Below are 12915 nucleotides of genomic sequence, written 5' to 3' on the forward strand. Positions count from 1 at the left end.
CCCGCTCTTTGCCGCAAAACCCCGCGTGTGCGGTAGCAATCTGATCGCCGAGACAACCTCCATGCCGATGTACGATTATCAATGTGCTTCCTGTGGTCATCAGTTGGAAGCCATTCAAAAGATCAGCGATGCACCGCTGGTCGACTGCCCTGCCTGTCAGGCGCCAGAGCTTAAGAAGATGCTGTCCATGCCGGGCTTCCGCCTCAGCGGTACCGGCTGGTACGAGACCGATTTCAAGACCGGTTCCAAGAAGAACCTGGCCGGCGGCGACAAAGCTGACTAAGGTCTGGAACCTGAGTTGAACGACACGCGTGAGCCCTTGCATCATCCCGCAGCGGATGTGCCCAAGGCCTCCAACCGAATTTCGAATTACGAGAAGTGAAACCACGACCATGATGCGCAGCCATTATTGCGGCCAACTGAACGAAAGCCTGGAAGGCCAGGAAATTACCCTTTGCGGATGGGTCCACCGTCGCCGTGACCACGGTGGGGTGATTTTCCTCGATATCCGTGATCGTGACGGTCTGGCCCAGGTCGTGTTCGATCCGGACCGCGCAGAGAGCTTCGCCGCCGCCGACCGCGTGCGCAGCGAATTCGTTGTGAAGATCACCGGTAAGGTCCGTCTGCGTCCGGCCGGTGCCACCAACGCCAACATTGCGTCGGGCATGATCGAAGTCCTGGGCTACGAACTGGAAGTGTTGAACGAGTCGGAAACCCCGCCGTTCCCATTGAACGAGTTCTCCGACGTCGGCGAAGAAACCCGCCTGCGTTATCGCTTCCTTGACCTGCGTCGCCCGGAAATGGCCGAGAAGCTGCGTCTGCGTTCGCGCATGACCACCAGCATCCGTCGCTTCCTGGACGAGAACGGCTTCCTCGACGTCGAGACGCCGATCCTGACCCGTGCTACTCCGGAAGGTGCTCGCGACTACCTGGTGCCAAGCCGTACCCACGCCGGTTCGTTCTTCGCCCTGCCGCAATCGCCGCAGCTGTTCAAGCAACTGCTGATGGTGGCCGGCTTCGACCGTTACTACCAGATCGCCAAGTGCTTCCGTGATGAAGACCTGCGTGCCGACCGTCAGCCGGAATTCACCCAGATCGACATCGAGACCAGCTTCCTCGATGAAAAAGACATCATGGGCCTGACCGAGGCCATGATCCGCAACCTGTTCAAGGAAGTGCTGGGTCTGGAATTCGGTGATTTTCCGCACATGACCTTCGAAGAGGCCATGCGTCGTTACGGTTCCGACAAGCCGGACCTGCGTAACCCGCTGGAACTGGTTGACGTTGCCGACCAGCTCAAGGAAGTTGATTTCAAGGTGTTCAGCGGCCCGGCCAACGACCCGAAATGCCGTATCGCTGCCTTGCGCGTTCCAGGCGGGGCAAGCATGCCGCGCAAGCAGATCGACGATTACACCAAGTTCGTCGGTATCTACGGTGCCAAGGGCCTGGCGTACATCAAGGTCAACGAGCGCGCCAAAGGCGTCGAAGGCCTGCAGTCGCCTATCGTCAAGAACATCCCTGAAGCCAACCTCAACGTGATCCTCGATCGCGTCGGTGCGGTCGATGGCGATATCGTGTTCTTCGGTGCCGACAAAGCGAAGATCGTCAGCGAAGCCCTGGGCGCGCTGCGGATCAAGCTCGGCCACGACCTGGACCTGCTGACCTGCAAGTGGGCGCCAATGTGGGTCGTCGACTTCCCGATGTTCGAAGAGAACGACGACGGCAGCTTCACCGCTTTGCACCACCCGTTCACCGCACCGAAATGCACCCCGCAAGAGCTGGAAGCCAACCCGGCAACCGCACTGTCCCGTGCCTACGACATGGTTCTGAACGGCACCGAGCTGGGCGGCGGTTCGATCCGTATCCACCGTAAAGAAATGCAACAGACGGTGTTCCGTCTGCTGGGTATCAACGAAGCGGAACAGGAAGAGAAATTCGGCTTCCTGCTCGACGCCCTGAAATACGGCGCGCCGCCGCACGGTGGCCTGGCCTTCGGTCTGGACCGTCTGGTGATGCTGATGACCGGCGCCCAGTCGATCCGTGAAGTGATCGCCTTCCCGAAAACCCAGAGCGCGGCGGACGTCATGACTCAGGCACCGGGTCAGGTGGATGCCAAGGCATTGCGCGAACTGCACATTCGTCTGCGCGAAACGCCAAAGGCCGAGTAAGGCTGGCCAGAAGGGCGCATCCGTGGATGCGCCCTTTCTTTATAGATAGAGCTGATCAAGATTTTTTTGTTTGCCGGCCGGCGCGAAACAGCGTGGCGGGCAATGTTTCAAAGAGAATTCGGAGCGAGTTATGGCAGGTCATTCCAAGTGGGCGAACATCAAGCACCGCAAAGAACGTCAGGATGCCAAAAAAGGCAAGATCTTCACCAAGTGGATTCGTGAGCTGACTGTCGCGGCTCGTCAGGGTGGCGGTGATCCGGGCTCTAACCCGCGTCTGCGCCTGGCGTTGGACAAGGCCCTTGGCGCGAACATGAGTCGCGACATCATCGATCGGGCAGTTGCCCGTGGCGCAGGAGCAGCCGATACCGACGACATGGTCGAATTGACCTACGAAGGTTACGGCCCAGGTGGCGTGGCGGTGATGGTCGAGTGCATGACCGACAACCGCAACCGCACTGCAGCCGCTGTTCGCCATGCGTTCAGCAAGTGTGGCGGCAACCTCGGTACCGACGGCTCGGTGGCCTATCTGTTCGAACGCAAGGGGCAGATTTCCTTCGCTGCCGGTGTCGATGAAGACGCGCTGATCGAGGCGGCCATGGAAGCCGACGCCGATGACGTGGTGACCAACGAAGACGGTTCCATCGATGTGTTCACTTCGTTCTCCGGGTTCTACTCCGTGCGTAATGCGCTGGAAGCGGCCGGTTTCAAAGGTGATGACGCCGAAATCGTCATGCTGCCGACCACCAGCGCCGAACTGGACCTGGAAGGCGCCGAGAAAGTCCTCAAGCTGATCGACATGCTCGAAGACCTGGATGACGTGCAGAACGTCTACTCCAACGCCGAAATCCCGGAATCGGTCGCCGCACAGCTCGGTTAAGCTGTCCACTGTAGGAGCGAGCTTGCTCGCGAAAAACCCGAGAGCGGTGCACTTATTCAGGTGAATTGCGTTTTCGGTCACGTTCATCGCGAGCAAGCTCGCTCCTACCTATATTTTCCGCAGGCGTTATGACTTTAATTCTTGGTATCGACCCCGGTTCGCGCATCACCGGTTACGGCGTGGTTCGTGATACCGGCCGTGGCTGTGAATACGTGGCCTCCGGCTGTATCCGCACTGGCGCCGGCGAGCTGTCTGAGCGTCTGCAGATCGTCTACCGCGGTGTGCGGGAAATTATCCAGACATACAAGCCAGTGACCATGGGCATCGAAAAGGTGTTCATGGCCCGTAACGCCGATTCTGCCCTGAAGCTGGGGCAGGCCCGTGGCGCGGCCATTGTGGCGGGGGCGGAAGAACGCCTGGAAATCGCTGAGTACACCGCGACCCAGGTCAAGCAGGCGGTCGTCGGTACCGGTGCGGCCAACAAAGAGCAGGTTCAAATGATGGTCATGCATATGCTGAAGCTGACCAGCAAGCCACAAATCGATGCCTCGGATGCCCTGGCCATTGCCATTTGCCATGCTCACACCCGTTCCAGCCTGTTGCCCCATGGCCTGGGGGCGGCACGCAGTCGTGGCGGGCGCCTGCGTCTCTGATAGCATCAGCAATCATTTTTCTGGAATGAGGGTTTTGCGCCTGTATTGTCGGCACGAACCCCTTGCTCTGTCAGTCGCTGGCCCAGCGCTGGCCAACGCTCAAGGATTTGTAACGTGATTGGACGTTTGCGCGGCACTCTGGCTGAGAAACAGCCACCGCATCTGATTCTGGATGTAAACGGTCTGGGGTATGAGCTTGAAGTGCCCATGACCACGTTGTATCGCTTGCCGTCGGTCGGTGAACCGCTGACGTTGCACACCCATTTGGTCGTGCGCGAAGACGCGCAGTTACTCTATGGCTTTGTCGGCAAGCGCGAGCGAGACTTTTTTCGCGAGTTGATCCGTCTCAATGGTGTGGGGCCGAAACTGGCCCTGGCCCTGATGTCGAGCCTGGAAGTCGACGAATTGGTCCGTTGCGTGCAGTCCCAGGACACTTCAGCGTTGACCAAGGTGCCGGGTGTGGGCAAGAAAACCGCCGAACGTTTGTTGGTGGAACTCAAGGACCGCTTCAAGGCCTGGGAAACCGTGCCGGCGATGTTTGCCCTGGTGCCGAACCAGCCGGACGGGCCAGCGCCGGTCAACACCGCGGAAAACGATGCGGTCAGCGCGCTGATTTCCCTGGGCTACAAGCCGCAGGAGGCCAGCAAGGCGATTTCCGCGATCAAGGAGAAAGGCTTGAGCAGTGAAGACATGATTCGTCGTGCCCTGAAGGGAATGATCTAAGTGATTGAAGCTGATCGTCTGATCGCCGCCACGGGCGCCCCCCGTGACCGCGAGGAAGTCCAGGACCGGGCGATTCGTCCTGTCAGCCTGGCCGAATACATCGGCCAGCCGACCGTTCGCGAGCAAATGGAGTTGTTCATCCAGGCTGCCCGCGGGCGTAACGAGTCCCTGGACCACACATTGATTTTTGGTCCGCCGGGCTTGGGTAAAACCACCCTGGCCAACATCATTGCCCAGGAAATGGGCGTCTCGATCAAAAGCACCTCGGGGCCGGTCCTTGAGCGTCCGGGTGATCTGGCGGCGTTGCTGACCAACCTTGAACCGCACGACGTGCTGTTCATCGATGAAATCCATCGCCTGTCGCCCATTGTCGAAGAAGTGCTGTACCCGGCAATGGAGGATTTCCAGCTCGACATCATGATCGGCGAGGGCCCGGCTGCGCGTTCGATCAAGCTCGATCTGCCGCCCTTCACCCTGGTCGGTGCGACCACGCGAGCGGGGATGCTGACCAATCCGTTGCGCGACCGTTTCGGGATCGTCCAGCGCCTGGAGTTCTACAACAACGCTGACCTGTCGACGATTGTCAGTCGTTCGGCAAGCATTCTTGGCTTGCCGTTGGACCCGGAGGGTGCCTTCGAAATCGCCCGACGTGCCCGTGGCACGCCGCGAATCGCCAACCGATTGCTGCGTCGGGTGCGCGACTTCGCCGAAGTTCGCGCCAAGGGTCACATCACCAAGCCGATTGCCGACCTGGCGCTGAACCTGCTGGATGTCGACGAGCGTGGCTTCGATCACCAGGACCGGCGTCTGCTGTTGACCATGATCGAGAAGTTCGATGGCGGGCCGGTTGGCGTGGACAGTCTTGCAGCAGCGATCAGTGAAGAACGCCACACCATCGAAGACGTGCTGGAGCCTTACTTGATTCAGCAGGGCTACATCATGCGCACCCCTCGCGGGCGAGTGGTGACGCGGCATGCGTACCTGCACTTCGGCTTAAACATTCCGTCACGATTAGGCGAGATGCCCGTGGTAGACGAGTTTCTCGATGCCGTGGACGATTAATTAACTTTTGCTGGCTGATTTTTCGGGCATTGTGCTGTCCTAGGACCGTACTTTTGCGAGAAAGCCGCAGAACAATGAAAAACAGTTGCCTGGCCGGATTGGCAACCCGAGGAGTAAGCACTAGAGTATGCGCGCGCAAAACGGGCTTGAGCCTTTCGCACATCGTTGTCGCGTTTATTACGAGGACACCGATGCGGGCGGCATCGTGTATTACGTTAATTACCTCAAGTTTATGGAACGGGCTCGAACCGAGCGGCTACGAGAGCTGGGCTTTGCCCAATCGCAGCTGGCAGGGGAGGACCTGTTGTTCGTCGTGCATTCCAGCGAAGCGCGTTACCACGCGCCGGCGCGACTGGATGACGAGCTGCTGGTAAGTGCTGAAGTAATCGAATTGAACCGTGTCAGCCTGCGCTTCAAGCAGCAGGTCAGGCGGGCTGCGGATGATGCGTTGCTCTGTGAAGGGCAGTTTCTGGTGGCCTGTGTGCGCACTGAAAGTTTAAAACCCCGGGCCATTCCCGAAGCTCTACGTGCGGCCTTTGCCGACGTGAGCGGCGCGGGTACACACTCAAAGCAGGAGATAAAGCGTGGAAGCTAACGTCGTCGACCATTCCTCCATGTGGAGCCTGGTCAGTAATGCCAGTATCGTGGTGCAACTGGTAATGCTGACCCTGGTAGCCGCATCGGTGACCTCATGGATCATGATCTTTCAGCGCAGCAACCTGCTGCGTGCCGGTCGACGCGCCCTGGAGAGCTTCGAGGAGCGCTTCTGGTCGGGTATCGACCTGTCCAAACTTTACCGTCAGGCGGGTAGCAACCCGGACCCGGACTCGGGTGTCGAGCAGATCTTCCGTGCCGGTTTCAAGGAGTTCTCCCGTCTGCGCCAGCAACCGGGCGTTGATCCGGAAGCGGTAATGGAGGGTGTGGCCCGTGCCATGCGCGTTGCCATTTCCCGCGAAGAAGAAAAGCTCGAGCAAAGCCTGCCGTTCCTGGCCACCGTCGGTTCCGTGAGCCCGTATATCGGTCTGTTCGGTACCGTCTGGGGCATCATGAACTCCTTCCGCGGTCTGGCGACCGCCCAGCAAGCGACGCTGGCCACTGTGGCACCCGGTATCGCCGAAGCACTGATCGCGACCGCGATCGGTCTGTTCGCGGCCATTCCAGCCGTTATCGCTTACAACCGTTTTGCTGCTCGCAGCGAAACCCTGCTGGGCCGTTACTACACCTTCGCCGATGAATTCCAGGCGATCCTGCACCGCAAAGTGCACACCAGCGAAGAATAAGCAGGTAATTTCCAATGGCTTTAATCGCTCGAGCTCGCAAAAAGCGCAAGCCGGTCGCCGAGATGAACGTGGTGCCTTACATCGACGTGATGTTGGTGCTGCTGGTGATCTTCATGGTGACTGCGCCGATGCTCAATCAGGGCGTGAAAGTTGATCTGCCCAAGGTTTCCAGCGAAGCCTTGCCGCAGGACAACAACACCCAGGTCCTGACCATTTCCATCAAATCCGACAAGACTTACTACTGGAACCTCGGTAGCGAAGTCGATACCGAGAAGCAGCAGGATCGCGCGATGACCCTGCCGCAGATGACGGATGCGGTGACCAAGATCATTCGCGTCGGCAACGAAAGCGGCAAGCGTACCCAAGTGTTCATTCGCGGCGACAAGAGTGTCGACTATGGTTCCGTCATGGGCGCCATGGGCGGGTTGCAGAAAGCCGGCGTCGGTAACGTTGGCTTGATTACCGAGGCGCCCTGATGCAGCAACAGCGAGAGCCGTCCGCCTCGGAAAGCTACTTCTGGCCTAGTGTCTGGGCGATTGGCTTGCACGTGCTGGTGTTCGGCATGCTGTTCGTCAGTTTTGCCTTCACGCCTGAGTTGCCGCCGGCCAAGCCGATTGTCCAGGCGACCCTGTACCAGCTGAAATCGAAAAGTCAGGCAACCACCCAGACCAATCAGAAGATTGCGGGTGAGGCGAAGAAGTCCGCCGCGCGCCAGACCGAAGTAGAGCAGTTGGAGCAGAAGAAGGTCGAGCAGGAAGCGGTGAAGGCTGCGGAACAAAAGAAAGAAGAAGCGGCTCAAAAAGCCGAGGAAGCCAAGAAGGCCGACGAGTCGAAGAAAGCGGAAGAGGCGAAGAAGGCTGATGAAGCCAAGAAAGCCGATGAAGCGAAGAAGACCGCCGAAGCCAAGAAGGCAGAAGAGAAACAATTGGCTGATATAGCCAAGAAGAAAGCGGAAGAAGAAGCCAAGAAGGCTGCTGAAGAAGAGGCCAAGAAAGCGGCCGCTGAAGAAGCGAAGAAAAAGATCGTCGAAGACGCGAAAAAGAAAGCCGCGGAAGACGCCAAGAAGAAAGCTGAAGCTGAAGAGGCGAAGAAGAAAGTCGCCGATGAAGCGAAGAAGAAAGCTGCTGCCGATGCTGCGAAGAAGAAAGCGCAGGATGCGGCACGTAAATCCACCGAAGACAAAAAGGCCCAGGCCCTGGCAGATTTGCTTTCCGACACGCCGCAGCGTCAACAGGCCTTGGCGGATGAGCAGGGTGACGAAGTCGCCGGCAGTTTCGATGATTTGATTCGTCTTCGTGCGGCGGAAGGCTGGGCTCGTCCTCCTTCGGCACGCAAAGGTATGACAGTGGTTCTGCAAATCGGCATGTTGCCGGACGGTACAGTGACTTCGGCAAGCGTGGCCAAGTCCAGTGGTGACGGTCCGTTTGATGCGTCCGCTGTAGCGGCGGTCAAGAATATTGGACGTTTGACAGAAATGCAGGGAATGAAGCCGAGCGATTTTGCTCCGTATCGTTCATTCAAGATGACATTCACGCCTGAGGATTTAGCCCCGTGAGAAACCTTCTTCGAGGAATGCTTGTCGCTATCTGCTGCCTGGCAGGGATGGCGATGGCAGATGAGAAAAACATTCTGGTCACCAGCGGCAGCGATCGGGCCACCCCGATCGCCGTCGTGCCGTTCGGTTTCCAGGGCGGCAGCGTACTGCCGGACGACATGGCCGAAATCATTGGTAACGACCTGCGCAACTCGGGTTACTACTCGCCGATTCCAAAGCAGAACATGATCAGCCAGCCAAGCCAGGCCAGCGAAATCATCTTCCGTGACTTCAAGGCACTGGGTGCCCAGTACGTCATGGTCGGCAGTATTGTTCCGGCGGGCGGTCGCCTGCAGGTGCAATACGCATTGTTCAACGTCGCCACCGAGCAGCAAGTGCTGACCGGCAGCGTGTCGGGCGGCGTCGATCAACTGCGCGACATGTCGCACTACATCGCCGACCAGTCGTTCGAAAAACTCACCGGCATCAAGGGTGCGTTCTCGACTCGCCTGCTGTACGTGACGGCCGAGCGCTTTTCCGAGAAGAACACGCGCTACACGCTGCAACGTTCGGACTATGACGGCGCGCGCGCCGTGACCCTGCTGCAATCGCGCGAGCCGATCCTGTCGCCGCGTTTCGCGCCGGATGGCAAGCGCATCGCCTACGTCTCGTTCGAGCAAAAGCGTCCACGCATCTTCATGCAGAACATCGACACCGGTCGCCGTGAGCAGATCACCAACTTCGAAGGCCTGAACGGTGCGCCAGCCTGGTCGCCGGATGGCAATCGCCTGGCGTTCGTGCTGTCCAAAGACGGCAACCCGGACATCTACGTGATGAACCTCGGTTCGCGTCAGATCACCCGCGTTACCAGCGGTCCCGGCATCAACACCGAACCGTTCTGGGGCAAGGATGGTTCGACCATCTACTTCACTTCCGACCGTGGCGGCAAACCGCAGATCTACAAAACCAGCGTCGGTGGTGGCGGTGCGGAGCGCGTAACTTTCGTCGGTAACTACAACGCCAACCCTAAACTGTCGGCTGACGAAAAGACCCTGGTAATGATTCACCGCCAGGATGGTTTCACCAATTTCAAAGTGGCGGCTCAGGATTTGCAGCGCGGTAGTGTAAAGATCCTCACTGATAGCACTCTGGACGAGTCGCCTACTGTTGCGCCCAACGGCACCATGGTAATCTACGCCACCCGCCAGCAGGGCCGGGGAGTCTTGATGCTCGTGTCCATCAATGGACGCGTAAGGCTCCCGCTTCCTACCGCACAAGGCGAAGTCAGAGAACCTTCCTGGTCCCCTTACCTGAACTGACGCGGCGCTATACGTTGTACTTAACACACTGGGGTTCATTAGGAGTTTCACGATGGAAATGCTGAAGTTTGGTAAATTTGCTGCGCTGGCTCTGGCCATGGCTGTAGCTGTAGGTTGCTCGTCCAAAGGCGGCGACAATGCCGGTGAAGGCGCTGTAGATCCAAACGCTGGTTACGGCGCAAACACTGGTGCAGTTGACGGCTCCCTGAGCGAAGAAGCTGCTCTGCGCGCTATCACCACTTTCTACTTCGAATACGACAGTTCGGACCTGAAGCCAGAAGCCATGCGCGCTCTGGACGTTCACGCCAAAGACCTGAAAGCAAACGGCGCTCGCGTTGTTCTGGAAGGCAACACCGACGAACGTGGTACTCGTGAGTACAACATGGCACTGGGCGAGCGTCGTGCGAAAGCCGTTCAACGCTACCTGGTACTGCAAGGTGTTTCCCCAGCTCAGCTGGAACTGGTTTCCTACGGCGAAGAGCGTCCAGTTGCTACTGGCAACGACGAGCAGTCCTGGGCTCAAAACCGTCGCGTCGAACTGCGTAAGTAATTCGTCATGCGAACGTGCCGTCGTGCTGTAACTGTTCTGGCTCTCAGTCTCGCGCCGCTTGCGGCGTGGGCTGCGGTTCCTGTGGTCGATAACGACTCCGGCTATAACAATAGCGGGAGCAGTTATCCGCCTGCAGGTTACGGTACGAACGGCGCCTATGCCGGGGGAGGGGTTTCGGCCCCTGTCTCGGCACAGGGCGAGCTGTTCAACCAACTGCAATCAATGCAGCAACAGATCGAGCGCCAGCAAGGTGCGATTGAAGTTCTGCAAAATGAAGTATCGCGCATGAAGCAAGAGAACCTGGAGCGATACCAGGATCTTGATCGGCGCATAGGAACCGGTGTTGCACCCGCCGCGACTCCTGAGAATTCTTCCGGCGGCGGCGATTTGAACGCGCCCGCTGCAGCAGCCGGCGCAAGTGCAGGGGCGGCAGCCGCTCAAGCACCCGCCGCGGGTAGCGAACCGGCAGATCCGGCGAAGGAAAAGCTCTACTACGATGCTGCCTTCGACCTGATCAAAGCCAAGGATTTCGACAAGGCCAGCCAGGCTTTCGCCGCATTCCTGCGTAAATACCCGAACAGCCAATACGCGGGCAATGCCCAGTACTGGTTGGGCGAAGTGAACCTGGCCAAAGGCGATCTGCAAGGTGCAGGTCAGGCATTTGCCAAGGTTTCGCAGCTGTATCCAAAGCACGCCAAAGTGCCTGATTCGCTGTACAAGCTCGCTGATGTAGAGCGCCGCCTGGGTCATACCGACCGGGTAAAAGGCATTCTGCAGCAGGTAGTGTCCCAGTATCCGGGCACTTCCGCCGCTCAGTTGGCCCAGCGCGATCTGCAGAAAATGTAAGGCTGCTTGACCTGTTTCGAAGAAACCCGCGCTTGTCGCGGGTTTTTTCGTTAGAATTCACGCCCTTTTTATGAAACACGCTTTTTGGGATCTGCGCATTGCCGGGGTTCCTTGAAGTGCCTGACGGAGGCGGACAGCCTGTTTAGCTGTTACGCCCGTGGCGACTATGCAAGACACATTGAGAATCACCGAAGTTTTCTACTCGTTGCAGGGTGAAACGCGGACTGCCGGCCTGCCCACTGTTTTTGTGCGCCTGACCGGTTGCCCTCTGCGTTGCCAATACTGCGACAGCGCCTATGCCTTCACCGGTGGGACTATCCGCACACTCGACGATATCCTCGAGCAAGTGGCCGGGTTCCGTCCGCGTTATGTCTGTGTCACGGGCGGCGAGCCTCTGGCGCAACCCAATGCCATCCCATTGCTCAAGCGCTTGTGCGATGCCGGTTACGAAGTGTCACTGGAAACCAGTGGCTCCATTGATATCTCGGCGGTAGATTCCCGGGTCAGTCGCGTTGTCGACCTGAAGACTCCGGGGTCGAAGGAAGCGCACCGCAATCGCTACGAAAACATAGGGCTGCTCACGCCCAACGATCAGGTGAAGTTTGTGATCTGCTCGCGGGAAGACTATGACTGGTCGGTATCCAAGCTGATTCAGTACGGCCTGGAAAAGCGTGCCGGTGAAGTGCTGTTTTCGCCAAGTCACCATGATCTCAATGCTCGGGACCTGGCTGACTGGGTAGTGGCGGACAACCTGCCAGTGCGCTTGCAATTGCAGCTGCATAAATATCTTTGGAATGACGAGCCGGGGCGCTGAAATGACTGAACAACTGAACACCGCGGAAAAACGTGCAGTCATCCTGCTGTCCGGTGGCCTGGACTCGGCAACCGTGGTGGCCATGGCCCGCGCCGAGGGCTATAGCTGCTACACCATGAGCTTCGACTACGGTCAGCGGTCCCACGCCGAGCTGTACGCCGCCGAACGCGTCGCCCGGGATTTGGGTGTGATCGAGCACAAGGTCATCGGCCTCAATTTCAATGGCATGGGAGGCTCGGCGCTGACCGACAGCAGCATCGATATTCCGGAAGAGTTGGCCGAAGGTATTCCCGTCACTTACGTGCCGGCGCGTAACACAGTTTTCCTGTCCCTTGCGTTGGGCTGGGCTGAAGTGCTGGGTGCACGCGACATCTTTATCGGTGTCAACGCAGTGGACTACTCCGGCTATCCGGACTGCCGTCCCGAGTTCATCGAGTCTTTCGAGCGCATGGCCAATCTGGCGACCAAGGCGGGTGTAGAGGGCAATGGCTTCCGCATTCAGGCGCCGCTGCAAAACCTCAGCAAAGCGCAGATTGTTCAGGCCGGCACCAAGCTTGGCGTCAATTACGGCCTGACCGTTTCCTGCTATCAGGCCGATGATGAAGGCCGTGCATGCGGCAAATGCGATAGCTGCCGACTGCGCGCGGAAGGCTTTGCTGCGGCCGGAATCAGTGACCCAACACCTTATTTTTGATTTATTTCAAAATAGGTGTTGAATAGTCCTTAAAAATCAGTATTATACGCGCCACCACACAGCGGGTCGTTAGCTCAGTTGGTAGAGCAGTTGGCTTTTAACCAATTGGTCGTAGGTTCGAATCCCACACGACCCACCATTTTCAAGCAGTTTTAAAAGTCTGGAAGGCCCACGCAAGTGAGGATTTCCGGATTTTTTTTTGCCCGCGATTTGTGTTTGCCCAGGCCTTGGGCGGCACTTCATGACGCAGGTCAGAATCATCTTTTGCATCCATCGGATATTCTGTAGCCTTGCGCAGCTTCAACGCTGTCCGTGCCTGATGAATACTCACTTTCCCGGCGGTACCCTGAAGGGTCCGGAGCCGGGTGTATACTCGACTTTCGCGCGAATGCGCC

Annotated in this window: 16 protein-coding genes and 1 tRNA gene; 16 read left to right on the forward strand and 1 reads right to left on the reverse strand. The window is 58.2% G+C overall.

Going from position 1 to position 12915, the window contains the following annotated elements:
- The first annotated feature begins 61 nt into the window (after positions 1-61).
- The 16 genes from ACNYC6_RS19690 (at position 62) to ACNYC6_RS19765 (ending at position 12659) form a co-directional block, all read left to right on the forward strand.
- Positions 62-283 (forward strand): FmdB family zinc ribbon protein, encoded by a 222-nt coding sequence (locus ACNYC6_RS19690; protein WP_007977333.1) that lies wholly within the window; start codon positions 62-64, stop codon positions 281-283.
- A gap of 109 nt (positions 284-392) precedes the next feature.
- Positions 393-2168, forward strand: a complete 1776-nt coding sequence (gene aspS / locus ACNYC6_RS19695; protein WP_419708785.1) for an aspartate--tRNA ligase — start codon at positions 393-395, stop codon at positions 2166-2168.
- Between the two features lie 130 nt (positions 2169-2298).
- The gene (locus tag ACNYC6_RS19700) at positions 2299-3045 is read left to right on the forward strand and encodes a YebC/PmpR family DNA-binding transcriptional regulator (protein ID WP_419708786.1); all 747 of its coding nucleotides are present in this window, start codon (positions 2299-2301) and stop codon (positions 3043-3045) included.
- A gap of 128 nt (positions 3046-3173) precedes the next feature.
- Positions 3174-3698, forward strand: a complete 525-nt coding sequence (gene ruvC, locus ACNYC6_RS19705) for a crossover junction endodeoxyribonuclease RuvC (RefSeq protein WP_419708787.1) — start codon at positions 3174-3176, stop codon at positions 3696-3698.
- 114 nt (positions 3699-3812) lie between these two features.
- Complete coding sequence (gene ruvA, locus ACNYC6_RS19710) at positions 3813-4421, forward strand: Holliday junction branch migration protein RuvA (RefSeq protein ID WP_056852661.1); 609 nt, start codon at positions 3813-3815, stop codon at positions 4419-4421.
- Positions 4422-5483, forward strand: coding sequence for a Holliday junction branch migration DNA helicase RuvB (ruvB, locus tag ACNYC6_RS19715; protein WP_419708788.1), 1062 nt, complete (start codon positions 4422-4424; stop codon positions 5481-5483).
- 127 nt (positions 5484-5610) lie between these two features.
- The gene (gene ybgC, locus ACNYC6_RS19720; RefSeq protein WP_419708789.1) at positions 5611-6078 is read left to right on the forward strand and encodes a tol-pal system-associated acyl-CoA thioesterase; all 468 of its coding nucleotides are present in this window, start codon (positions 5611-5613) and stop codon (positions 6076-6078) included.
- Entirely contained in the window at positions 6068-6763 is a 696-nt protein-coding gene (gene tolQ / locus ACNYC6_RS19725) for a protein TolQ (protein ID WP_007995636.1), read from the forward strand. Before ybgC ends, tolQ begins: the two co-directional genes overlap by 11 nt.
- Positions 6764-6786: 23 nt before the next feature.
- Entirely contained in the window at positions 6787-7239 is a 453-nt protein-coding gene (gene tolR / locus ACNYC6_RS19730; RefSeq protein WP_162488917.1) for a protein TolR, read from the forward strand.
- Positions 7239-8318 (forward strand): cell envelope integrity protein TolA, encoded by a 1080-nt coding sequence (gene tolA, locus ACNYC6_RS19735; protein ID WP_419708790.1) that lies wholly within the window; start codon positions 7239-7241, stop codon positions 8316-8318. The genes tolR and tolA overlap by 1 nt, the downstream gene beginning before the upstream one ends.
- 17 nt (positions 8319-8335) lie before the next feature.
- On the forward strand, positions 8336-9616 hold the full coding sequence (gene tolB, locus ACNYC6_RS19740) for a Tol-Pal system beta propeller repeat protein TolB (protein ID WP_419712987.1): 1281 nt from the start codon (positions 8336-8338) through the stop codon (positions 9614-9616).
- 52 nt (positions 9617-9668) lie between these two features.
- A complete protein-coding gene (gene pal, locus ACNYC6_RS19745; RefSeq protein WP_003178634.1) occupies positions 9669-10166 on the forward strand; it encodes a peptidoglycan-associated lipoprotein Pal in 498 nt (165 codons plus the stop codon).
- A 6-nt stretch (positions 10167-10172) separates the two neighbouring features.
- Complete coding sequence (gene ybgF / locus ACNYC6_RS19750) at positions 10173-11012, forward strand: tol-pal system protein YbgF (protein ID WP_338582621.1); 840 nt, start codon at positions 10173-10175, stop codon at positions 11010-11012.
- A gap of 166 nt (positions 11013-11178) precedes the next feature.
- A complete protein-coding gene (gene queE, locus ACNYC6_RS19755) occupies positions 11179-11826 on the forward strand; it encodes a 7-carboxy-7-deazaguanine synthase QueE (RefSeq protein ID WP_419708791.1) in 648 nt (215 codons plus the stop codon).
- 1 nt (position 11827) lies between these two features.
- A complete protein-coding gene (queC, locus tag ACNYC6_RS19760) occupies positions 11828-12520 on the forward strand; it encodes a 7-cyano-7-deazaguanine synthase QueC (RefSeq protein WP_419708792.1) in 693 nt (230 codons plus the stop codon).
- Between the two features lie 63 nt (positions 12521-12583).
- Positions 12584-12659: transfer RNA gene (locus tag ACNYC6_RS19765), tRNA-Lys, on the forward strand.
- A 3-nt stretch (positions 12660-12662) separates the two neighbouring features.
- Here the strand turns inward: ACNYC6_RS19765 and ACNYC6_RS19770 are convergent.
- Positions 12663-12851, reverse strand: a complete 189-nt coding sequence (locus ACNYC6_RS19770; protein ID WP_419708793.1) for a hypothetical protein — start codon at positions 12849-12851, stop codon at positions 12663-12665.
- Positions 12852-12915 lie beyond the last annotated feature (64 nt).

The organism is Pseudomonas sp. NFX224, from assembly GCF_048565165.1.
Lineage (GTDB): Bacteria > Pseudomonadota > Gammaproteobacteria > Pseudomonadales > Pseudomonadaceae > Aquipseudomonas.

Excerpts from the sequence above, each read along its gene's own strand:
- tolA (WP_419708790.1), top strand. The coding sequence starts at position 7,239 with ATGCAGCAACAGCGAGAGCCGTCCGCCTCGGAAAGCTACTTCTGGCCT.
- aspS (WP_419708785.1), top strand. The coding sequence starts at position 393 with ATGATGCGCAGCCATTATTGCGGCCAACTGAACGAAAGCCTGGAAGGC.
- ybgF (WP_338582621.1), top strand. The coding sequence starts at position 10,173 with ATGCGAACGTGCCGTCGTGCTGTAACTGTTCTGGCTCTCAGTCTCGCG.
- ACNYC6_RS19700 (WP_419708786.1), top strand. The coding sequence starts at position 2,299 with ATGGCAGGTCATTCCAAGTGGGCGAACATCAAGCACCGCAAAGAACGT.
- queE (WP_419708791.1), top strand. The coding sequence starts at position 11,179 with ATGCAAGACACATTGAGAATCACCGAAGTTTTCTACTCGTTGCAGGGT.
- ruvC (WP_419708787.1), top strand. The coding sequence starts at position 3,174 with ATGACTTTAATTCTTGGTATCGACCCCGGTTCGCGCATCACCGGTTAC.
- queC (WP_419708792.1), top strand. The coding sequence starts at position 11,828 with ATGACTGAACAACTGAACACCGCGGAAAAACGTGCAGTCATCCTGCTG.
- ybgC (WP_419708789.1), top strand. The coding sequence starts at position 5,611 with ATGCGCGCGCAAAACGGGCTTGAGCCTTTCGCACATCGTTGTCGCGTT.
- ACNYC6_RS19690 (WP_007977333.1), top strand. The coding sequence starts at position 62 with ATGCCGATGTACGATTATCAATGTGCTTCCTGTGGTCATCAGTTGGAA.
- tolB (WP_419712987.1), top strand. The coding sequence starts at position 8,336 with ATGCTTGTCGCTATCTGCTGCCTGGCAGGGATGGCGATGGCAGATGAG.
- pal (WP_003178634.1), top strand. The coding sequence starts at position 9,669 with ATGGAAATGCTGAAGTTTGGTAAATTTGCTGCGCTGGCTCTGGCCATG.